At 43.5% G+C, this 23,139-nt stretch carries 18 protein-coding genes and 1 tRNA gene; 8 read left to right on the top strand and 11 right to left on the bottom strand.

Going from position 1 to position 23,139, the window contains the following annotated elements:
* Nucleotides 1-28: 28 nt before the first annotated feature.
* Entirely contained in the window at nucleotides 29-715 is a 687-nt protein-coding gene (locus tag ACKI4H_RS02390) for a phosphatase PAP2 family protein (protein WP_407303615.1), read from the top strand.
* 7 nt (nucleotides 716-722) lie between these two features.
* Here ACKI4H_RS02390 and ACKI4H_RS02385 read toward each other — a convergent pair whose 3' ends face one another.
* The 5 genes from ACKI4H_RS02385 to ACKI4H_RS02365 form a co-directional block, all read right to left on the bottom strand.
* A complete protein-coding gene (locus ACKI4H_RS02385) occupies nucleotides 723-2,045 on the bottom strand; it encodes an ATP-binding protein (RefSeq protein ID WP_407303613.1) in 1,323 nt (440 codons plus the stop codon).
* Nucleotides 2,046-2,057: 12 nt separating this feature from the next.
* The gene (locus ACKI4H_RS02380) at nucleotides 2,058-2,735 is read right to left on the bottom strand and encodes a response regulator transcription factor (RefSeq protein WP_407303612.1); all 678 of its coding nucleotides are present in this window, start codon (nucleotides 2,733-2,735) and stop codon (nucleotides 2,058-2,060) included.
* A gap of 10 nt (nucleotides 2,736-2,745) precedes the next feature.
* Nucleotides 2,746-4,413: a phosphoethanolamine transferase gene (locus ACKI4H_RS02375; RefSeq protein WP_407303610.1), complete on the bottom strand. Its 1,668-nt coding sequence runs from the start codon at nucleotides 4,411-4,413 to the stop codon at nucleotides 2,746-2,748.
* Between the two features lie 115 nt (nucleotides 4,414-4,528).
* The gene (locus tag ACKI4H_RS02370; RefSeq protein WP_407303608.1) at nucleotides 4,529-5,680 is read right to left on the bottom strand and encodes a porin; all 1,152 of its coding nucleotides are present in this window, start codon (nucleotides 5,678-5,680) and stop codon (nucleotides 4,529-4,531) included.
* A 145-nt stretch (nucleotides 5,681-5,825) separates the two neighbouring features.
* Nucleotides 5,826-7,070: an MFS transporter gene (locus ACKI4H_RS02365; protein ID WP_407303606.1), complete on the bottom strand. Its 1,245-nt coding sequence runs from the start codon at nucleotides 7,068-7,070 to the stop codon at nucleotides 5,826-5,828.
* Between the two features lie 146 nt (nucleotides 7,071-7,216).
* On the opposite strand from ACKI4H_RS02365, the gene ACKI4H_RS02360 reads away from it, so the two are divergent.
* The 5 genes from ACKI4H_RS02360 to putP all read left to right on the top strand — a co-directional run bounded on the left by ACKI4H_RS02360 (nucleotide 7,217) and on the right by putP (nucleotide 11,936).
* Nucleotides 7,217-7,843 (top strand): lysophospholipid acyltransferase family protein, encoded by a 627-nt coding sequence (locus ACKI4H_RS02360; RefSeq protein WP_407303605.1) that lies wholly within the window; start codon nucleotides 7,217-7,219, stop codon nucleotides 7,841-7,843.
* Nucleotides 7,844-7,907: 64 nt separating this feature from the next.
* Nucleotides 7,908-8,825, top strand: coding sequence for a patatin-like phospholipase family protein (locus ACKI4H_RS02355; RefSeq protein WP_407303604.1), 918 nt, complete (start codon nucleotides 7,908-7,910; stop codon nucleotides 8,823-8,825).
* 98 nt (nucleotides 8,826-8,923) lie between these two features.
* Nucleotides 8,924-9,397, top strand: a complete 474-nt coding sequence (locus ACKI4H_RS02350; protein ID WP_407303602.1) for an NfeD family protein — start codon at nucleotides 8,924-8,926, stop codon at nucleotides 9,395-9,397.
* A gap of 14 nt (nucleotides 9,398-9,411) precedes the next feature.
* Nucleotides 9,412-10,266, top strand: coding sequence for an SPFH domain-containing protein (locus ACKI4H_RS02345; protein ID WP_407303601.1), 855 nt, complete (start codon nucleotides 9,412-9,414; stop codon nucleotides 10,264-10,266).
* 179 nt (nucleotides 10,267-10,445) lie between these two features.
* Nucleotides 10,446-11,936: a sodium/proline symporter PutP gene (putP, locus tag ACKI4H_RS02340; RefSeq protein ID WP_407303599.1), complete on the top strand. Its 1,491-nt coding sequence runs from the start codon at nucleotides 10,446-10,448 to the stop codon at nucleotides 11,934-11,936.
* Between the two features lie 88 nt (nucleotides 11,937-12,024).
* Here putP and ACKI4H_RS02335 read toward each other — a convergent pair whose 3' ends face one another.
* Both ACKI4H_RS02335 and prpF read right to left on the bottom strand, forming a co-directional pair.
* Complete coding sequence (locus ACKI4H_RS02335) at nucleotides 12,025-12,933, bottom strand: polyprenyl synthetase family protein (RefSeq protein WP_407303597.1); 909 nt, start codon at nucleotides 12,931-12,933, stop codon at nucleotides 12,025-12,027.
* Between the two features lie 144 nt (nucleotides 12,934-13,077).
* Nucleotides 13,078-14,268 carry a 2-methylaconitate cis-trans isomerase PrpF gene (gene prpF / locus ACKI4H_RS02330; protein WP_407303596.1) on the bottom strand — a complete coding sequence of 397 codons (1,191 nt, stop codon included), beginning with the start codon at nucleotides 14,266-14,268 and terminating at the stop codon, nucleotides 13,078-13,080.
* 321 nt (nucleotides 14,269-14,589) lie between these two features.
* Here prpF and ACKI4H_RS02325 point away from each other — a divergent pair, with 321 nt between their 5' ends.
* Both ACKI4H_RS02325 and ACKI4H_RS02320 read left to right on the top strand, forming a co-directional pair.
* Nucleotides 14,590-15,945: an amino acid permease gene (locus tag ACKI4H_RS02325; protein WP_407303594.1), complete on the top strand. Its 1,356-nt coding sequence runs from the start codon at nucleotides 14,590-14,592 to the stop codon at nucleotides 15,943-15,945.
* A 92-nt stretch (nucleotides 15,946-16,037) separates the two neighbouring features.
* Nucleotides 16,038-16,113, top strand: a tRNA-Arg gene (locus ACKI4H_RS02320).
* Between the two features lie 209 nt (nucleotides 16,114-16,322).
* On the opposite strand, the gene ACKI4H_RS02315 is transcribed toward ACKI4H_RS02320, so the two are convergent.
* The 4 genes from ACKI4H_RS02315 to ACKI4H_RS02300 all read right to left on the bottom strand — a co-directional run bounded on the left by ACKI4H_RS02315 (nucleotide 16,323) and on the right by ACKI4H_RS02300 (nucleotide 22,809).
* Nucleotides 16,323-17,450: an ABC transporter permease gene (locus ACKI4H_RS02315; RefSeq protein ID WP_407303592.1), complete on the bottom strand. Its 1,128-nt coding sequence runs from the start codon at nucleotides 17,448-17,450 to the stop codon at nucleotides 16,323-16,325.
* A gap of 1 nt (nucleotide 17,451) precedes the next feature.
* On the bottom strand, nucleotides 17,452-20,211 hold the full coding sequence (rbbA, locus tag ACKI4H_RS02310) for a ribosome-associated ATPase/putative transporter RbbA (RefSeq protein ID WP_407303635.1): 2,760 nt from the start codon (nucleotides 20,209-20,211) through the stop codon (nucleotides 17,452-17,454).
* Entirely contained in the window at nucleotides 20,205-21,266 is a 1,062-nt protein-coding gene (locus tag ACKI4H_RS02305; protein WP_407303590.1) for an HlyD family secretion protein, read from the bottom strand. Before ACKI4H_RS02305 ends, rbbA begins: the two co-directional genes overlap by 7 nt.
* Before the next feature lie 121 nt (nucleotides 21,267-21,387).
* Nucleotides 21,388-22,809, bottom strand: coding sequence for an efflux transporter outer membrane subunit (locus tag ACKI4H_RS02300; RefSeq protein ID WP_407303589.1), 1,422 nt, complete (start codon nucleotides 22,807-22,809; stop codon nucleotides 21,388-21,390).
* Between the last annotated feature and the right edge of the window lie 330 nt (nucleotides 22,810-23,139).

The following is a 23,139-nucleotide window of genomic DNA, read 5'->3' as shown; positions in this document are numbered from 1 at the left end:
GTGCAAATAAAATCAATCGATCTTTTTTATGCACGACAAGCAACGTTTCATCCTCTATCAAGGCTGCTTCCTGATTATTAGTTTTTGTATGCTTTGGATATTCTTTCCTATCGGTGGATCACTGGATCTTGCATTGATTCATCCGTGGGTGAGTGAATCTGGGCAATTCTTATTGCGTGATAACTGGTATCTAGCCGAACTGAATCACCGTTATATTAAAGACCTGATCATTTTAGTCTATGCCAGTTTTTTTATGATATGGCTGGCTTCGTTCAAAATTGAAAAATTAAGACCAGTGCGTTGGACCTATGGCTATTTCTTTTGCATGGTCATTCTCTCGACCTCAATCATTGGACTGTTAAAATCTCAATCTGCACATGCCTGTCCTTGGAATAGCACGATTCCCACATCTCAGGGTTTCTTCTGGGATTTTTCAGCCAGTAAAGGACATTGTTTCCCGGGTAGTCATGCCTCGACCGGCTTTGCGCTCATGGCAGGCTATTCTGTGTTTCGCCAATCCAATAAAAAGCGCGCCTACTTTTTTCTGGTCTCGGGCTGTATTTTAGGTTTTGCCATGGGTTGGGCACAGATGATGCGTGGAGCGCATTTTCTCAGTCATAACCTGTGGACGGCATGGATTATTTGGCTGGTGAATGGGATCTTTTATTTATTTAATTATAAGCGTTTTACAATTACTCCATCTTCTCCAGAGTGATGGGATTTTAAATCTGCTTAACCAGTGGCAATTGAACATTTACCTGTAAACCTCCCAGACTTTCACTCCTTGAAAAAGAGATACTGCCGCCTAATCGTTCCGTGGCTTTATCGACAATAGAAAGTCCCAAACCGCTACCCATTTCTAAATGATGGTGAATACGATAAAAGCGCTTAAGAATCTGCTCATGTAACTCGGGTGCAATCCCCGGCCCGCTATCTTCAACTTGAACCATGGCAAAACCATTTTGTTCAAACACAGAAACATTAATCACGCCCTGATTCGGTGTGTATTTAATCGCGTTATCAATCAGATTAAAAATAATTGAATGAACGGCTGATTCTTGACTATTTAGTACAACATCCTCTTGGTGCTCCATGCCCAAATCAATTTCTTTTTGCATGGCTAAATGAATCAACTGCTCCACACAATTTACCGCTACCTGATTGAGTAAAAACTGCTGTTTGCTTTCCATCTCCAGAATTGAAGCATCCTGTTTTGCCAGATTAAGTAACTGGCTGACCAAATGTTGTATCCGGATTAATCCTTGACTCAAATTCTGCAAATCATGATCTTCTGGAAATTGTTTTAACAGAATTTGCATTTGCAAATTTAATGCAGTGATGGGCGTGCGTAACTCATGTGCAGCATCAGCAATAAACTGCCGCTGTTCCTGTTGCGAATGTAGAATACGCTCAAACAAATGATTCATTTCGGTAATGGTGGGAACAATTTCCACAGGATAATTATTAAGTTGTATTGCACTTAGCTCATTTGAATCGCGCTGTGCCAATTCCGCTTTAAAGTCATCAAGTGGCTGTAAACTGCGACCAATAATCCAGCTTAAACCCCCAATCACAAAAGGCATAAACAGGAGGTAAGGAATAAACATACTGCTAGCAAGCTCTAATGCCAAAAGCTGCCGTGTCGCTTGCTGCTGGCTGACCTGAACCTGATAATGCTCTAAAGGTAAAACATAAGTATGCCAACTGTCTTGTGCGGTTTTGTGGGTGTAAAATCCTGCTTTATGAATAGGGTGGATCAACAAATCTAGATCATGCGTTTTATGATCTTGATTGGCATAAGCCCAGACATCAACAAATAAATCTTCTTCATGATAATGCTTGGATGGATCAAACTGGCTTTGAACCGGTTCAGGATCATGTGCAGCGACGCGTTCTGCCAAATTTTGCATCTGCGCATCTAAAACTTCATTAATTTCTTCCAGTGCAATCCGATAGGCAGAAAAAATGAGCACGCAGCCCAAAGCAATACTAAAAACAGAAATATAAATAATCAGGCGTTTTTTTAATGAATACTGTGACTGCACCAGTTGCTGACCTTATAATTGTCCGAGTCGATAACCTAATCCACGAATGGTACGAATAAAATCTTTCCCCAGTTTGGCCCGTAAATGATGTACATAAACTTCAATGGTATTGCTGCTCACTTCACTATCTAGATCATATAACTTATCTTCTAAATTGGCTTTAGAAAAAATCTTGTTCGGATGACTGATTAAAGGAGTCAAAATTGCCCATTCCCGATTGGATAGATCAATATATTGTCCTTTAAACTTGGCAATATGCTGTTCCACATCCAAAACCAAATCACCATAACTTAAAACTTTCAGACTGTTTTCCAGCGCTGACTCTGCTCCACTACGGCGCAATAAAGCATGTATACGCGCCAACAATTCATCAAATTCATAGGGCTTAATCAAATAGTCATCAGCGCCATGGTTCAAGCCATCCACCCGGTTTTGTAATTGATCACGTGCGGAAATAATCAGAACAGGTAAATTTGACCACTGCTGACGAATTTGTTTCAACACCTGCATACCATCCATCATGGGTAAGCCAAGGTCAAGCAAGACAATATCAAATTTTTCTTGGGTCAGTTTTTTTAAACCATCAATCCCATTGTTGACCCACTCCACATCAAATTGCTGATATTTCAACAAAGTCATGCTGGATTCAGCAATCATAAAATCATCTTCTATCATTAATATTTTAGTCATGCTTTTAAACTCACACTTTCTTTTTTGACCCACATTGTTTCAACATATTTTTTTGTTCATCAATAACTTGGCTGGTAATATCCAATAAACTGAGCAGACTTGGAAACAAGTTATCTTGACTTAATTCTTGGCTTTTTTGCTTGGCTAAGCAAGTGATTTGTGCGGAATTATGTTGAGTCCATTCCGGTGAAAACCACATTAACATTGGAATATGGGTTTGTTGAGTGGGCGCAATGGCATAGGGTGAACCATGCAAATATAGTCCATGCTCTCCAGTCGATTCACCATGGTCGGATAAATACCAAAATCCAGTTTGATGAGTGGTATTGCCTTTTAACACCTGAATCAGGGAGCTTAAAACATGGTCGGTATAGACAATCGAATTATCATAACTATTCAATAATTCTGTGCTGCTGCAGCCTTGAATTGCGTTGGTATCACAGCTGGGTTTAAAGGGCTGGAATTTATCCGTTGAACGCTGGTAATAAGCCGGTCCATGACTTCCCATTTGATGAAGTACAATTAAACGCGGAGTTTTGTCAGCTTCAGGAATCGCTGCAAGATAGGCTTTTAAACTATCTACCAAAATTTCATCATAACAGTCCCCATCTTTGGCACACCATTTGTCTTTTAACGGTTGTGGAATTTGATACTGCTCCACCCGGTTACATGTGCCTTTACAGCCTGAATTATTGTCAATCCACGTCACTTTATAGCCTGTCCGCTGTGCAATATCGAGTAATCCTTCACGGTGACTGGCCAGTTGTTCGTCATAATCTGAACGAGGCATACCGGAAAACATACAAGGTACTGACACTGCTGTTGTCGTACCACATGAACTCACCTGATTAAAATTGATAATATCCAGTTTAGAGAGTTCAGGATTAGTATTTCTAGAATAACCATTTAAAGAAAAACTCTCTGCGCGTGCCGTTTCACCCACCACTAGGACCATCAATTTAGGTTTATTTTTCTCACCCACTTGCTGAAATAAATATGCATCATCACCATAACTCACCAAAGGCAAATTCTGTGCAGGTTTAGATTTATGATAATAAGAAACTGTCGCTGAGATGGTATTTTGTGGAGAAATCATGCCTTTTAAATCGCGATGTTCACGGAAGATGGCTGCATAATCCACATAAAAGAGAAATAACAATCCGCCCATCAGTAACAATGAAATGATGCTATTAATGAGTTTCTTAGTAGCTTTAGATAAGAAAACTTCAGGCTTGATACGAACATAAGCAACCAAAATGAACGGGCAGATCACAAAGAACACTATCCACAGTACAAATCGTAAAGATAATAAATCCCGGACTTCACGCGCATCGGTTTGCATCATGTTCTGAATTTGTTCAAGGGAAATTACCACACCCAGACTATTTACAAAATATGCAGTAAAACCACCAATGAAAAGCAACACATAGGCAAAGAATTTTGCATTCCAGGTCCATTGCACAAGCTGAAAAATCAGATTATAGGCGGCGACAATCACCAACACAGTTGCCATCAAAAACATATAGGCTTTTGGACCTTGATAAGGGGTTAGACTTTGTATTTTTTGAAAAAAAGCAAAATTCAGAACCACCCCCAACCAACTTGCCAACAAAAAATTAAACTGACTTAATGAAATCGTCTTTATTTTATTGTGTATTGGACGGATGATATTTGACATGATTGTAGGTTATCTTTTTACTGATATCTTAATCTAAAATACAAAACTTAAAATGCACTTAATAAAAAAAGGCGATGTAACCATCGCCTTTTGATTAAATAAAAGTAACCGTTGATTAGAACTTATATTCCAAACCTGTACCTACAACGGGTTGTTTTGTTTCATTAGAACCTTGTTCCAAGGTTAAGTAACCTGCATAACCATAGGCTTTCACTTGCTTGTTAAAGGCATAATCTGCACCTGCAAAAATTTGTTTTGCTTCAAAGTCTGCCGTTACATTTTTAAAACTAGTTGTATTTTGGCTATATTGAGCTTTTACAGTCCAAGCTTTAGCGGTCGGAATATTATATTCAGCACCCACTAACCAACCTTGTGAGTCATCAATATTTCTAATTGCTGCTCGCCAGTTTGCCTGAGCAACTAAATCAGTAGAAGAAATATCAGCATTTTTCGTCTCTGCTACTTCAGAAGTTTGATATAAAGCTTTTAATGCTAAAGCGTTGTCTAACAAATTCACACGACCAACAGCACGAATCGTATTCGCTGCAGCCAATAAATTCCCCCCAACAACTTCAGGCTGTGCTGCATTTACGAAACCACGCCCTAAGAAGTTTGAAGGAATCGCTTTATCATAAGCAATACCTGCCACAACCACTGGACTATCATAAACAACAGATGCAGACCATGCATCGCCTAAGCCACGACCAGCAGTTTTAGATGAGCCATTGCCTTTTGCAATGCCTGAATCTTCACCAGAAGCCAATAAAGTATTCACTTTAATAGCACCTGTAGGTAATTTAATTACTGGAGATTCATAAATGACTGCGTTAGCAACACGATTTTCACCTGTCATGAAACCTGCAACATCAGCTTTATTAGCAACATAGTTGTTGAATGTATCGACAACACTAGAAAGTTGTTTCAAAGGAGTATCATGTACACCCACTTTTAAAGTACCGAGTTGAGCATCTTTTAAACCAACAAAACGGTTACGTACACCTAAATCGGTAGAATCCCCATCTGCGCTAATGCTCCATTCAATCGCATACACGGCGCTTAAGCTATCAGTCAGCTTCTCATCACCTTTTAAGCCAACGAATGAACTGTTTGAACTTACTTCAACGACATCTTTATCAGAAAAACCTGATTTATTGTCTTCAGGTAAATAATCGATAGAAGCATCGATTTCTCCATACAAAGTTGGCGCGGCAAAAGTAGAGCCTGTTAGTAGAGCTAAAGCAATTGCTGCAGCAATTTTGGTTTTCATTTTTCAATACCCCTAAGTTATTTTGTAACAGATGTTACTGTTTAGAAATATTTAAAAAAATGATTTAGATTTTATTTAGTTATCTTTTTTATTCCTTAGATTTTAAATAGATAATCAATTTAAATAAAAAACTTTTATTGTATTATTAAAGCTTGGCCTTCCATCTAAGAACAGGCCATAAACAGATCGCCGCGACCAAGGTGATAAAGGCTAAATAATCTGCATAACCCAAAAAATCACCCAATATTCCACTTAGGCTATATAGTCCTCCACTGACCGTCGCCATCAAAGCCACCTGAAAGGTAAAATCTGTTCCAGCCAAATGTTTGCGGCTGTATTGCATCACCAAAGTGAGCATCACCACCAGCAACATGGCTGAAATCATATCTTCAGCAGCATTAATCAAATAAATAAGCCACGGTTTAATTGGCTGTTGTGCCTCATATTGAAAAGCCAGCCATGCGAATGCAGTCAAGCTCAGAATTTTCAAAACAGAAAAACCGAGCAGTGCATTTGCACGAGATATATACTTCAGACTTAGGCCGGCCAATCCTGCCCCGATTAATGCAGCCAATGCCCCCAGCATGGTCACATAAATACCAATCTGGGAAAATGTCAGCCCTAAATCGACCATTAGGGGTTTTAGTAAAGGACCCGCCAAACCATCGGCAATTTTAAAAGTGATCAGTACGACTAGCCATAAAGCCAAACTACGGGTTTGATGAAAATAGGCTAGATAGTTTTTTACTTTACTCCAGCTAAAAACCTCTTTGTCAGCTGTGTGCTGAATATGCTGGAATCGGGCTGGTTCTTTAAAGAACAGAATAGGTAAGGTATTTAGAAAAACCAGTCCGGCCAAAACTAAAAAAGTGATTTGCCAATCCAGCCAGTCCAGTGCCCATAAAATTGCGCCCCCACCAACAATAAAACCCAGTCGTGAGCCAATGACCTGAAAAGTATTGCCCCAATGTTGCTGCTCATTTTTAAGCATATTGACTGCCAAGCCATCGGTTGCAATATCTTGGGTGGCACCGACCAGATTCATGCTCAGTAAAGCCACAAAAAATGCCAGTAAATATTCAGGCTGATTTAAAGCCTGAATCGGCAGAAAGGATAAACCAATGAGTACAGCTACACTTAATAACTGGGTTGGAACAATCCAGCTACGATAATGTCCAAAAGCAGAATAACCCAACCGATCGACCCACGGTGCCCACAAAATTTTAATCGACCACGGCAACATCAATAATCCAAAGCCGCCAATCTGTGCCAGTGATACCCCTTGAGCACGTAAAATCACCGGTAAAGCATGGGTCATAAAACCTACTGGCAAACCTTGCGCCCAATATAAAGAAAACAACAGGATATAAATATTAGGTGTACGCGGCATAGTGCGCCCTTCTGGTCAAAACTGGATTGCTTATTTTTATCAAGCAAGCTGAATTGTAGTTTACTTTTTGCCAATGAATCTTATTTTACAAAAGCTTAACATTATTAAAATGCGATAAACTTTTGTCAGGCAGGCGGATAAAAATCATGTCAGCACATTTCCCAACATTGCCCGATCAAGTACCTGCTCGCGGTAGCAGCTTGAGCCGAACGCTTTTCAAAAAAATATTTCTTGCCCAAGGCTGGAGCTTTGAAGGTGAGTTTCCCAACCTGCCTAAAGCCGTCGCCATTATTTCCCCGCACACCTCCAATATTGATGCGTGGCATGGTTTTACCGCCCTGCTCGGACTGGGCATTAAAATTACCATTTTTGGCAAACATACCTTGTTTAAAACACCGCTAAAACCCTTACTGAAATGGATTGGGGGGATTCCTGTTAATCGCAGTATTTCCCAAGGTACAACGCAGCAAATTATCAACTTCATCAATGCCCAAGCCCAGATCTGGATCGGTATGGCACCTGAAGGAACACGTAAACAGGCAGATTCGTTTAGAAGTGGTTTTTACCGTATTGCTGTAGGCGCGCATATTCCCATTGTGATGTTCTCTTTTGATTACGACAATAAAACCATTTACTGCTTAGGCGTGTTTCACCCAACGGGAAATTATGAACAGGATTTAGAACAGATTTTAAATTTGTATGAGGGAAAATTTTCTCCGAAAAATCCGGACTGGCTGGCCAAACCGTTACAAAATCGTATGAAAAATCGCTAGTCAAAATTATGTTTATCTGATGTCATGTGCGCAACTTTTGTCTATTTGATGTCCAATTTTAATTATGAAGTTTGTGCAATATTCTTTCATGGGTCTCTTGGCGCTTAGCCTGATGGGCTGTGATAAAGCTGTAAAAACCCAACCGCAAACGACCACCTTAAAAGCACGTGAACCCGTAATTGCCATTGCGCTGGGGGGTGGTGGAGCCAAAGGTTTTGCCCATATCGGGGTACTTAAAGTTTTAGAATCACATGGCATTAAACCGAAAATTGTCACAGGCACCAGTGCCGGTAGTTTTGTCGGCAGTATCTATGCCAGTGGTAAAACCCCTTATCAACTTCAGCAAATTGCACTCACTCTCAAAGAATCCGACATTCGCGATTTAACCTTCAACAGTCAAGGCGTGGTGCAAGGCCAAAAATTGCAGAATTATGTCAACAAGCATATTGCCAACAAACCGATTGAACAATTCCCGATTCGTTTTGCTGCAGTTGCCACACGTCTGGACACGGGTCGCAAAGCTGAATTTATTAAAGGCAATGCAGGTCAGGCCGTTCGTGCTTCGTGCAGTATCCCGAATGTCTTTGTACCTGCAACGATTGGCGGAAAACAATATGTTGATGGTGGCTTGGTCAGTCCGATTCCGGTAAAAACGGCGAAAGATATGGGTGCTGATATTGTCATTGCGGTAGATATTTCTGCACGCCCAGTCGGGGGTAAAGCGCTCAGCATGTGGGGCTTGCTTGATCAGACCATTAATATTATGGGACAGCAAAGTATCAATGAAGAACTCAGTCAAGCAACTGTAGTGATTCAGCCTAAAGTAGGACACTTGGGCACACTGGATTTAAAAGCCAGCAATCAGTCCATTTTAGAGGGTGAAAAAGCCACCCAACTGAAAATTATTGCGATTGAAAAAGCCATAACCGATTTTAAAAAGTCTCCAGCGGCATTTAAAGCTGCTCCTAAATCCAAAATCTAAAAAAGATGCTTTTTTAATATTCAAAGACTTATTCATCTGCTAAATTGATATAGACGCTTGGTTATCTATATCAATTTTAACAATACACGAGTAGATGTATGGAATTTGTTTTCGAACCTTGGCATTGGTTTGTATTGGGGGTTTTGCTTATTCTTTCTGAATTGGTACTTCCCGCTTTTGCTGCACTATGGTTTGGCATCGCTGCCATCATGGTGGGTATTTTACTTTGGTTGTTCCCGATGATGGGTTCCACTACACAACTCGTCACCTGGATTATCCTGTCCGTCCTGTGCACCTTACTCTGGTTTAAATTTATTAAGCCGCTTTCAACCGATAAAACCAAAGCCGGCTTATCTCGTGAAGCGACTATTGGTCAAGTGGGTATGGTCATTCAAACCCATATGCACCATGACCTGATTACAGTGCGTTTCCCTATGCCGGTTTTGGGCTCTGACGAATGGAACTGCCGTATCCTAGAACCGGTACAGGTGGGTGACCGAGTTCGGGTGGTCGATATACTCGGCAACGAGCTCGTAGTCAAGCCACACCATTCACATAATGAAAATCCCTAAAGCGAGGAAATAACATGTCTGGTGGATCTATTATTGTTTTAGCGCTCCTGATTTTTGCAGGCGTTACCATTTTCAAGGGTGTTCGTATTGTCCCGCAGGGTTATAAATGGATAGTACAACGGCTGGGTAAATATCATACCACCCTGACACCGGGTCTAAACTTTGTGATTCCCTATGTGGATGAAGTGGCTTATAAAGTCACCACCAAAGACATTGTGATGGATATTCCTTCTCAAGAAGTGATTACCCGTGATAACGCAGTTTTGTTGATGAATGCCATGGCATATATCAATATCACTACACCAGAAAAAGCGGTCTACGGCATTGAAAACTATACCTGGGCCATTCAAAACCTGGTACAGACTTCATTGCGTTCTATCGTCGGTGAAATGGATCTGGATGATGCTTTATCGTCACGTGATCACATTAAGGCAAAACTGAAAGCGGCCATTTCTGATGATATTTCTGATTGGGGCATTACATTGAAAACGGTTGAAATTCAAGATATTCAACCATCAAGCACCATGCAATCAGCGATGGAAGCGCAAGCCGCGGCTGAACGTCAGCGCCGTGCTACCGTGACCAAAGCAGATGGTGAAAAACAGGCCGCTATTTTAGAAGCAGATGGCCGTTTGGAAGCTTCACGTCGTGATGCAGAAGCACAAGTAGTCTTGGCTGAATCATCACAACGTGCCATTGAGATGATTACTTCTGCGGTCGGTGATAAAGAAATTCCCGTTGCCTACCTATTGGGTGAACAATATGTCAAAGCCATGCAAGAGATGGCGAAATCCAATAATGCCAAAACTGTAGTGTTGCCTGCAGACATTATGAATACCATTCGTGGCGTAATGGGCCGTAATCCTTAAATCTTGGCATTTTTCTGTAAAATAGACAGCAGTTGCTGTCTATTTTTATTTCAATTGCGAAAAACTCTGCAATCATTGTGAAATTATGATTAAATTTCGCGTTATTTTTTGAAATTATTTGTGCTTTTTTCTATAAGCCCTTATTTCGATCTACTGTCCACCTTGTAAATGGATACCGTATGAGCTCCCTGAATCCGACCTTAATTACCTTTCTTTTTTATATTGTCGCCATGATTGTGATTGGCCTTATGGCTTATCGCGCGACAGCCAACTTCTCTGATTACATTTTGGGGGGTCGTCGTTTAGGTAGTTTCGTAACAGCGCTCTCCGCAGGTGCTTCAGATATGAGTGGCTGGTTGCTTATGGGACTGCCTGGTGCAATTTATCTTTCCGGTTTATCTGAAATGTGGATTGCCATTGGTCTGATTATTGGCGCATGGCTGAACTGGCGACTGGTTGCCGGACGTCTTCGTGTTCACACCGAAGTTCAGCACAATGCCTTGACCTTGCCAGACTATTTCTCTAACCGTTTTAACGATCAAAAGAAAATTCTGCGTATTGCTTCAGCATTTATTATTTTAATTTTCTTTGCCATTTACTGTGCTTCAGGCATGGTTGCAGGCGCACGTTTATTTGAAAGTATGTTTGACATGTCCTATAGCACGGCGCTTTGGGTCAGTGCGATTGCCACCATCAGTTATGTGTTTATTGGTGGCTTCTTGGCCGTCAGCTGGACCGATACCATTCAAGCTGGCCTCATGATTTTTGCCTTGTTGCTGACTCCTGTAGTTGTGGTATTAAGTTTTTCCGATATGAATCAAATCACTTTGGCACTGGAGGCAGCTCGCCCCCAAGCAACTGACGTGATTGGCAATTTAAGCTTTGTAGCGATTATTTCATTATTGGCCTGGGGCTTGGGTTACTTTGGTCAACCGCATATTCTGGTGCGTTTTATGGCTGCAGATTCCGTCAAATCCATTCCCAATGCGCGCCGTATTGGCATGACCTGGATGATTCTTTGCTTAGTCGGTGCAGTTGCTACCGGTTTCTTTGGTATTGCTTATTTCCAGCAACATCCTGAACTTGCCGGTGCAGTAACAGCGAATCCAGAAACTGTGTTCATGGAACTGACCAAAATTCTGTTTAATCCATGGATTGCCGGAATTATCTTGGCTGCTATTTTAGCCGCAGTGATGAGTACCTTAAGCTGCCAGTTACTGGTCTGCTCAAGTACCTTAACCGAAGACTTTTATAAATCATTCTTACGTAAAAATGCAACGCAAAAAGAACTGGTGTGGATTGGCCGCTTGATGGTTTTACTGATTGCCCTGCTTGCAATCTGGATGGCGGGAAATCCTGAATCTAAAGTTTTAGGTTTGGTCGCTTACGCTTGGGCAGGCTTTGGTGCTGCTTTTGGTCCACTGATTATTCTGTCATTGTTCTGGCGCCGCATGACGCTAAATGGCGCACTTGCTGGTATGCTGATTGGTGCGGTTGTGGTCATTCTCTGGAAAAATATGTTCAGTGCAACCGGGCTGTATGAAATTATTCCAGGTTTCATCTGCTCACTGATTGCCATTATCGTGGTCAGCTTAATGGGTAAAGCCCCTACTGAAGAAGTCACCACGCGTTTCGATGAAGGCGATCGTTTATATAAAGATGCACAATAATCTTTAAATCTTTAGCGTATAAAAAGAGGACTTCTAAGTCCTCTTTTTTTAACTCAATTTTTCTAGATCACACTTTCAAACTCAGTATTCAGCTTTTACGCGACAACAAAAACTGTGAAATCTGATTGAGTTCAGCTGCATTGTCACCAAACATTGCTAAAGCGCTAAAGGCCTGATCATGTAATTCCTTGGCATAAGCCTGAGCTTTGTCCAGTCCCATCAATGCTGGATAAGTCGATTTATCCACTTGCTGGTCTTTCCCTGCGGTTTTCCCCAACACTTCTGTATCGGAAATAATATCCAGAATGTCATCTTGCACTTGGAAAGCCAGTCCAATCGCTTGCGCATATTCACGTAGCCGAGGAATGGCTTGATCAGTGCCTTCAAACACAGTGACTGCAGCCATCATTACCGCAGCAGAAATGAGTGCGCCGGTTTTATTACGGTGAATATTTTCCAAAGCTACCTGATCAACATGCTTGCCTTCAGCCTGCAAATCCAGCACCTGACCACAGACCATTTTTGAACTGGCAGTTGCCAGAATCTGCATCTGTTTTAACACAATAGCTGGATCAACAGCAGGGCCTTGATCAAACAAGCGGCTGCCTAATATTTCAAATGCCATTGACTGCAAAATATCACCAGCAAGTAGTGCAGTATCTTCACCAAAAGCCACATGACAAGTCGGCTGGCCACGGCGCAGCAAATCATTGTCCATACAGGGCAAATCATCATGCGCCAGTGAATAGCAATGGATCATTTCAATCGCCACTGCTGCACGACGTACCGCAGCAGCATTAGCATTGGGCTTAATGGCTGCTGTTGCATAACAAAGCGCTGGACGTACACGTTTCCCACCGAGCATAACAACATGATGCACAGCGCCTTTCAGCGGTTCTGGAATGGAAAATGCGTCTAATGCCGTCAATAAGTCTTGTTGAATACGTTGCTGTGCTGGGGGTAATACATTTGCATGTACGTCAGTTAAAGATGACACATTCGCCTCGAATACTTTGCTTTGGTTCGTAGATCTAAACATCAGAAATCAATGATTGATCTAATATACAACGCTCTTGTCATCATCGACAGAGAACTTGCGACTCATCATACTGCTTTCTCGCAAGATTCTCTATCTTGTTTACTACTTCAGGCTATCTTCCGGAATTCGAACCCAGCCTTCCATCAGCACGCGTGCACTACGGCTCATCACCGCCTTCTTCACCTGCCATTGTCCATTTTCCTGAACCGCTTCTGCACCGACACGTAAGGTCCCTGAAGGATGACCAAAACGTACTGCTTCACGCGCTCCACCGCCTGCCGCCAAATTCACCAATGTTCCCGGAATTGCAGCAGCTGTACCAATCGCCACTGCAGCTGTTCCCATCATGGCATGATGCAGTTTTCCCATCGACAAGGCACGTACCAGTAAATCCACATCTGTGGTTTGAATAACTTTACCGCTCGATGATGTATAAGCTTTAGGTTTTGATACAAAGGCAATTTTTGGCGTATGTTGACGTTTTTCAGCTTCGGAAATATCCTGGATCAAGCCCATATGTTTTGCACCGTAAGCACGAATGGTTTCAAAACGTGCCAGTGCCTGAGCATCTCCATTAATCGCGTCTTGTAATTCAGTTCCTACATAGCCAATATCTTCGGCATTTAAGAAGATGGTCGGAATTCCAGCATTAATAAAAGTCGCTTGGAAAGTGCCGATATTGGGAACTTCAAAAGTATCGACCACATTCCCAGTCGGGAACATAGCACCGCCCTCTTCCCCATCATCTGCAGGGTCTAGAAATTCAATCTGAACTTCTGCAGCAGGAAAAGTCACGCCATCGAGTTCAAAATCCCCGGTTTCCTGCACTTGACCATTCGTAATCGGTACCTGCGCAATAATGGTTTTTTGAATATTTACCTGCCAGATTCGTACCGTGCACAGGCCATTTTCAGGAATACGTTCTGGACTGACCAAACCGTTGGAAATCGCAAATGATCCCACTGCAGCAGTCAAGTTGCCACAGTTCCCACTCCAGTCGACAAAAGGCTGATCAATCGCCACCTGCCCAAATAAATAATCCACATCATGATCGGGTTGTGAACTTTTGGTCAAGATCACGGTTTTACTGGTACTTGAGCTTGCTCCACCCATACCATCAATTTGCTTGCCATATGGATCGGGACTGCCAATCACACGTAATAACAATTGATCGCGAATTGTTCCAGGCTGTTGTGCGGCCTCTGGCAAGTCATCGAGTTTAAAGAAAACCCCCTTACTGGTACCACCGCGCATATAAGTTGCTGGAATCTTGATTTGTGGAGCGAAACTCATTTCATTAATCCTTAATACTTATCATTGTTTTAAACAACATTTGGAAAATATTGATCACTTTTATCATAATGCTTTTTTCAGCAAAAACACTCGCCACAGGACTTAAGTATAAAAAAGAAACGCTCAATAAAATTGATAAAAGCCCTTTATAACTCACAAGTCATTGTATTAATAAAATTAATCTATTGATTCATATATAAATTCTCATCAAATCATATTTTTCAGTTATTCACATGGTCATGAGCCTACTAGGGTTGTACTAGGCTAATACAAATCAATCCATTACAATCATTTTACTTATCCATTGTCGGGCTGATTACTTTGAATAGCGAGTCTTCTACACTTCAGCGTGGCTTAAAGAACCGTCATATCCAACTCATCGCCATGGGCGGAGCAATTGGTACAGGCTTATTCTTAGGTTCCGCACAGGTGATTCAATCTGCAGGTCCTTCCATCATTTTGGGTTATGCCATTGGTGGTTTGATTGCATTTTTAATCATGCGTCAACTGGGGGAAATGATTGTACATGAGCCTGTAGCAGGATCATTTAGTCATTTTGCCTTTAAATATTGGGGGAAATTTCCCGGCTTTCTAGCGGGTTGGAATTACTGGATTTTATATATTTTAGTGGCCATGACAGAGCTAACTGCTGTCGCTAAATATATTAATTACTGGTGGCCTTTTATTCCTGCATGGGCATCGGTGCTGTTCTTTTTCGTTGTGATTACTTTGGTCAATCTCGGCAATGTGAAATTTTATGGTGAATCCGAATTCTGGCTTTCCATCATCAAGGTCACTGCGATTGTATCCATGATCGTGTTCGGTTTGTATTTATTACTCACCGCAGATGCTGGCTCAACCTCTTCATTTAGCAATCTTTGGACTCATGGCGGATTCTTCCCGAATGGATTTGAAGGTTTATTCTATATGCTTGCCTTCCTGATGTTCGCCTTTGGGGGTATTGAGCTGATTGGTATGGCTGCCGCAGAAGCCAAAGATCCTGAAAAAACCATTCCTAAAGCCATTAACCAGGTTGTTTTCCGTATTCTGCTGTTCTATATCGGTTCATTGACGATTCTTTTATCATTGGTGCCATGGAATCAGCTTGATTTAGGAGGGCTTGATAAAAGTCCATTTGTGATGATTTTCAGTCAACTTGGGATTGGCTGGGCAGCTAACTTACTGAATTTCATTATCCTGACTGCAGCGCTGTCGGTTTATAACAGCGGTATGTATGCCAATAGCCGTATGCTTTATGGTCTAGCAAAGCAAGGAAATGCGCCAAAAATATTCCAAAGTGTCAATAAACAAGGTGTTCCTATTCCTGCTGTTTTATTTTCAGCACTGTTAATTTTTGGTTGCGTACTTTTAAACTACTTTGTTCCAGAAGATGCCTTAAGCCATTTGATGTATGTGGTTGTAGGGGCATTAGTTCTAAACTGGGCCATGATTACCTTGACACACTTGAAATTTAAACAAGCCATTAAGCAAGCATCAATCCAAACTAAATTTCCTGCACTTTGGTCTCCACTGAGCAACTATTTAGTACTCATTTTCATTGTGACAGTACTTTATATTATGTGGACGCAAGGCTTTAAAGAATCTGTACTCATGATTCCAATATGGATTGTGGTGATGTTTGGTTTATTTAAAGCTCTCAAGATGAATAAATCTTAAGCCAAAACCATAAAGATCAGTATTTAAAAAAGTTATTGTTTCGACAATAACTTTTTTTTCTGAGTTTTTTAGAGTAGATTAAGGTTCATTTTGCGCCCTTAGCTTAACTGGATAGAGCAGTTGCCTCCTAAGCGACCGACGTGGGTTCGACTCCCGCAGGGCGCACCATTCTATATTTATTGCTGTTTTTTTAGATTCATCCGTTATTTTCTATAAAATGACAGTTCCCCCCTACACGACTCTCTCAAGCCCTACCTAGCTTGAAGTCGTTCATTCAGGGTGGGAATGGATGGCTAAGGGAAGCAGCCGTCCCTGTAAACATCAGCTTGCCCTGTCCTCGCAGATCATTTTCAGCATAGGGTAAACTCGATGTGTGGCTAAGTCATGGTATGAATGGTGTCCTTAAATCGCTTCCATGCCACATAGAAAAACACCACGGCAATGCCAATGAGCCAGAGAAATGCCGGCCAGACAACGTCCAGTCCTGCATTTCTATACAAAATGGCCTGAGCAAGCTGGACAAAATGTGTGGTTGGTGCAATCAGCATCACATTTTGCAGCACTTCAGGCATACTTTCACGTGGTGTCATCCCGCCAGATAGCATCTGCATCGGAATCAAAGTCAGCATCATCAGAAGGCCAAACTGGGGCATCGACTTGGACATGGTCGCCAAATAAATGCCCATCGAAGTAGTGGCAAACAACGTCAATAATGCCCCAAAGAAGAACAGCCACAGATTCCCTTCTATCGGTACCTTTAAGGCGATCTGTACCACCAGTTTCAAACCTAAAAATGCTGCCAGCAAAACTACCAGACTCATGGACCAGACTTTGGACATCATAATTTCAAACACTGTGACCGGCATGACCATCAGATGTTCTATCGTACCGTGTTCACGTTCACGGATTAATGCTGCTCCAGTCAGAATAATGGACAGCATTGCCACGTTATTGATGATTTGCATCACACTGCCGAACCATTTCTGGTCAAGCGCAGGGTTAAAACGCGCCCGCATCTCCAGCTCTACTGGCATGGTGCTTATTTCACGGTGACGCAGAACGTATTCATTGACTTCGGACAGGATAATCTGCTGAATATAACCCGCCCCGACCATTGCCTGAGACATCCGGGTGGCATCGACATTCACCTGGATGGTTGCCTCTCTTCCCTCCAGTATATCTTCCTGAAAATTTACCGGAATATTCAGGGCAAAGGTAAATTCTCCGGCATCCATTCCGGCATCCATATAATTCAGTTCAGTGGTCTGGGGCAGAAAATAGGGAGGATAAAAGGCCGAGCTTATCCGTTCCGACAAGGTTGAATGGTCTTCATCTACAATCGCGATCGGTGCCATATTTAGACTGTCGGTCATAGCGGTTGCAGCCGTATAGACGGCGACGGTAAAGGTATAGACAATCAGGATCAGCATGACCGGATCACGCCATAGACTCCACAGTTCCTTGCAACCGAGCAGATAGATATTCTTTATTTTCTGGCTGACCATCCTAGGGCTCCTGTTTTTTCAGGGCAAGAATTGCTGCACCCATAATCACAGGCACCGACAGCAGAATCACCCAAAAATCCTGATGCAGTGCATCAAAGCTCAACGCCTTGTTAAACACCCCCCGGCTGATATTCACCATATGCGTAGTCGGATAGATTTCACCAAACCAGCGACCAAAACCCTCCAGAGAGGAAACCGGATTGACAATGCCGGCGAACTGCACCGCAGGAATAAGCGTACCGATCATCACCAGAAACATCGAGGCAATCTGGCTTTTGGTCAATGAAGATGCCAGCAGTCCCATACCGGTTGAAAAAATAATAAACAGGAAGGATGCCAAGGTCAGCGTCAGGAAGCTGCCCTTGATCGGCACATCAAAGATCACCACAATGATCAGGCACATCAGAAAATAATTCAGCATGGCCAAAACCACATAAGGAATTTGCTTGCCAATCAGAAATTCACTGCGGGTCACCGGAGTAACATACAGATTAACAATCGAACCGAGTTCTTTTTCCCGCACTACAGATAGTGCTGTCAGCATGGCAGGGATTAGTAAAATTAATAGGGGGAATACAGCCGGTGCGATTGCAGGCAGGCTCTTGATGTCGGGATTGTAGCGGAATCGGGTTTCTATATTTACGGTACTCGAGGTTTTATATCCACTTCGCTCTAATGCCTGCTGCATCAACCAGTGAGTATGAATTCCCTGTACATAGCCTTTCACTGTTTCAGCACGTTGTGGCATGGCACCATCAATCCAGGCACCAATTTTAACGTCTTCTCCGCGGTAAACATCCCGGGCAAAATCAGGTGGAATCTCGATGGCCAAAGAAATATCGCCACTTCGCATGCGTTGATCCAGATCCTCATAGTTTTGCAGCGGCGGCTTTTCAACAAAATAACGTGAACCTGCAATGCTCATGCTGTAATTCTGGCTAAGACCACTCTGGTCACGATCCAGTACAGCAAAGGTCAGGTCATCTACGTCCATGGTGATCCCAAAACCCATCACAAACAGCAGGATAATCGATCCGACCAGCGCCATGGTGGCACGTATCGGATCACGTGCCAGCTCCAGCGATTCACGCCACGCATAGCTGAGCATACGTTGCAAGCTAAATCGGCTGGATATCCTGGTTTCTTCTTTCCCCGTCTGGTCATTGGGAATACTGCCTTCTATCTCTTGTTCAGGCGGCGTCTGGCTGGCTGCTCCGGCATCCACCAGATAGCCAATAAATGCTTCTTCCAAGGTGGCAGCCTGCCTATTTTTGATCAGCTGTGCGGGTGCAGCACTGTCCAGAACCCGGCCAGCATGCATCAGGGAAATCCGGTCACAGCGCTGTGCTTCATTCATAAAGTGTGTTGAAATAAAGATGGTGACCCCGTCCTTGCGGGATAAGGAGATCAAAAAGCGCCAGAAATTGTCCCGGGCAATCGGGTCTACCCCCGAAGTCGGTTCATCCAGAATCAGAATTTCCGGATTGTGCACCAGTGCCACTGCTAGTGACAGGCGCTGACGGATCCCCAGTGGCAAGTCATCAGGCAGCTTGTTTTTAACTTCGCTCAGGTCAAAACGCTGCAGCATCTGCTGTACACGAGTCTCAATCTGTTCAGCCGGTACATGAAATAATTTAGCGTGAAGTACCAGGTTCTGGGTAATGGTCAGTTCACTATAAAGAGAGAACGACTGTGACATATAACCAACACGGCGGCGGGTCTCAATATTACTGCCTTCCACTGACTGTCCAAATAACCAGGCCTGCCCTTCTGAAGCTTCGAGCAATCCTGTCAGTACTTTCATAGTGGTGGTTTTGCCACAGCCATTCGATCCCAGAAAACCGAAGATTTCACCCTGCCGGATCTGGAAATTGACATGATCTACTGCGGTAAAATCACCAAACCTGACAGTCAGATCCTTCGCTTCCAGAGCATAGCCGTCCGAATCGTAATCTGGTAAAGGAGGAATCACCACAGGTGTATAACCCTGTTTCTTTTCTTCCGGTAACAGCTTGATGTAAGCATCTTCCAGGTTGTCACTCTCCGTCTGTGTCAAGAGTTCTTGCGGAGTTCCTGTTTTCAGAATTTTGCCTTCATCCATCATCGCCAGCCAGTCAAAGCCTTGCGCTTCATCCATGTAGGCAGTGGCGACAATCACACTCATCTGGGGACGAACCTGACGGATGCGTTTAATCAGTTCCCAGAACTGTGCCCGTGCCAAGGGATCGACTCCCGTGGTGGGTTCATCCAGAATCAGAAAATCCGGATCATGAATCAGGGAGCAGCACAAGCCGAGTTTCTGTTTCATACCTCCGGATAATTTTCCTGCCGGACGATCGAGAAATTCATAAAGTCCTGTACTTTTGGTCAGATCATCAATCCGTTTACGGATTTCTGCAGCACTATGCCCAAACAAGCGACCGACAAACTGCAGATTTTCCTCCACTGACAGGGTTTTGGACAGATTTGTGCCCAGACCTTGGGGCATGTAAGCAATATACGGACAGACTTTCCTGCGATGCTTCGGGTCAGCAATATCCCCGCCAAGTACAATCAGACGGCCCTCCTGAACGACCTTGGCACCGGCCAGCAAGGCCAGCAAACTGGATTTCCCCACACCATCCGGCCCGATCAGTCCAATCATGCAGCCCGCAGGAAGTGACAGGGAGATATCCTGTAAAGCCTGTGTCTTTCCATATTTCAGGCTGACCTGGTGGATGTCGGCAACTGCCGCTCCTGCAACGGATTGCGGTGTCATGATTTAACCTGATTTCTTAAGAACTCGGGCCAAGGCATATTAGGATCAAGTTTGATATAGGCCACGCCCGGAAGACCGGTTTTGACCTGCTGGATATGTTTTTTCAGCAAGTCAGGATCAATTTTTGCCTTGATACGGAACATTAATTTCTGGCGTTCACTTTCAGTCTCAACGGTTTTTGGAGTGAACTGGGCCGTATCTGCAACAAAAGATACCCGGGCAGGAATGACCACATTTTTGGCCACATCCAGCACAATACGGACTTCGGTGCCGATTGCGATACGGCCAGCCACAGTTTCCGGCAGGAAAAACGTCATATAGACATCTGAGAGATCAATCAGGTTCATGACCCGCCCCCCGGCAGCAATCATTTCGCCTGGTTGTGCGACCAGAAACTGCACCCGCGCTTTTAAAGGCGCCTTAAGCTGGGCATCCTCAATATCAAAATTGATCCGCTCGATAGTTGCTTTGATGGCATCTACCTGGGATCTTGCGCTCGACACTTGGCTGCGTGCCGCAACGATAGCTCCTTCAGCGCTGTCCACTTGTGCCTTGGCTGCACTCAGTACTGCCGCCACACGCTTGGCATCTGCCCTCTCATCATCCAGTTGCTGCCTGGAAGATGCACCTTCCTTGGCCAGAATTTCTGTACGTGCCAGACGGTTTTTTGCGGCAATGAGTTCTGTTTCACGCTGCAGCACCATCGCTTCGGCTGCTGATTTTTCACTGTTACGCATCGCCAGTTGAGCTTCTGCAGTAGCAATACCATCCTCGGCCTGACGCTGCTGGGCTTGGATCTCGCGCAGCTGAGCTTCAAGTGTAGACACTTTAATTCGGGCCAAAATCTGACCAGGCTCGACAAAATCTCCTTCCCGCACCAGAATTTCTTCCAGCTGGCCAGCGAACTTACTGGAGATATTGACTTCAGTCGCCTCAATTCGTCCATTCCCGCTGACCAGCCCCTCGGTATCAGGCTGGTTCATGTTTTTCCAGATCAGGTAACCCACCAGGATTGCTACAACAACTGCTCCCACAATGGATAATTTTTTTATATTCATGGGTCTGATTACTCAACATATTCAATGGGTCGCTACCAACCCCTTTTTTATTTTTAATAAAATCTGCAGATTACTTCTTTTATTTTGCTTAATTTATAATGAGTGTTTTCAAAAAGCAGGTTTAGCCAGGCTGTGCCAGTCTGCTATCACCGCCCAGTGCAAAATACAGGGAAATATAGGACTGCATTAAGGCACTTTGGGTTTCAATCGACTGCTGTTCTGCAGACAGCAAACTCCGCTGTGCATCCAGTACATCCAGATAGCCCACAGCACCGTTATCATAACGCAACTGTGCCAGTCGTGCGGTTTCCCGAAAAGCAGCCAGTCCCTGATTCTGTATTTGCAGTTGCTGGCTTAAATACCGCTGATCAACCAAAGCATCAGCCACTTCCCGAAAGGCATTCTGTACAGTTTTTTCATAGTCAGCCACAGTAATATCCTGTCGTACTTCCGCCAAGATGACATTGTTCTTTAACCTTCCTGCAGTAAAGATCGGTAGACTGATGCTGGGAGCAATCGACCATACCGAACTACCGGATTTGAACAGGCCATCCAGTTCTGTACTGGCCGTTCCGAAACTACCCGTGAGCGCAATACGTGGAAAAAAGGCAGCACGGGCAGCCTGGATATTGGCATGCTGGGAATACAGTAAGGCTTCAGCAGCCCGAATATCTGGCCGGTTCAGCAGTAACTCCGACGGAAGTCCGGTCTGCAATACTACCGGTTTAAAATTCAGCTGATCCAGTCCTAATCTTGGGACTTCCACAGGCTGGCCTATCAACTGTATCAAATAGTTGGCGGTCGTATCCTGCACATTTTGCAGTTGGGTCAACAATGCCCGACCATTACTGAGCAGGGTTTGTGCCTGCATATATTCAACTTTCGAACCTGCACCCACTTCATAACGCCGTTTAAAGATATGCACAGACCTTTCATAACTTTCCACAGAGCGTTCAGCAAAATAAATACGTTTTTCCAGTTCTGACAAGGTCAGATAGGTCTGGATTGATTGCTGGATAATACTGTTCCGTACCGCCAGCTGATTATATTCAGAAGCAAAAAACTGCTGCAATGCTGCTTCATTCAGACTGCGTATACGTCCCCAGAGATCCAGTTCCCACTGGCTGGTTCCCACACCGACCGTATACTGTTCAGTGGTTACAGCACGGCCAACGGGAGATAAATCTGCCGGTACCCTACTGCGTTCATAGCTACTGCTTCCAGATATGCCGGGCCACAATTCTGAACGCTGAATACCATAAGCAGCCTGTGCTTCACGAATCCGTAATGCTGCAATTTTCAGGTCATGATTGTAGGTCAGGGCAAGACGAGCAATTCTGACTAAAGTGGGGTCACTGACATAATCAGACCATGGTAAAGCATGGTATGCCCCGCTCTGCTGAAATGGATAGTGGGCTGGCAAGGCAGGCTCTGGTTTGGTCAACGGTACTGTATTCTGACAGCCGGTCAGTGGAACTAAAATGGGGAGTGCCACCAGACTGCTGCCTAAGTAAAATCTGCGAAAAATATTCAGTTTCAACAATTGTCCCTCCTGTCAGCTGAGCCTTCACTACAAAATATGCTCAACTGCCTGAGATAAATGACTGCTTAAGTCATTAGAAAAAAGCCGTATCATTAAGCCTGCCCGATCACATAGCTTTGCATTCTATTTAGTTTTTAATCGGCATCATGATCTGATATCAAAAATTATCCAAATTTATATTCCAAGTATTTATTTTTTTAACTTTTATATTCTTCTTTTTAACCTGTTCGCGGCTCATAGCATAGCTTCCCGATCAGGCCATTCAGTCTCCTCATTTCAAGGTTTAAGCAACACACTACTCTTCCATCGTTATCTGGGAAAAGCCTTCTA

It is taken from the genome of Acinetobacter sp. (assembly GCF_045628685.1).
Taxonomy (GTDB): domain Bacteria; phylum Pseudomonadota; class Gammaproteobacteria; order Pseudomonadales; family Moraxellaceae; genus Acinetobacter.
The sequence above is the reverse complement of the archived record's forward strand: the minus strand, read 5'-3'. Positions and strand labels throughout refer to the sequence as shown.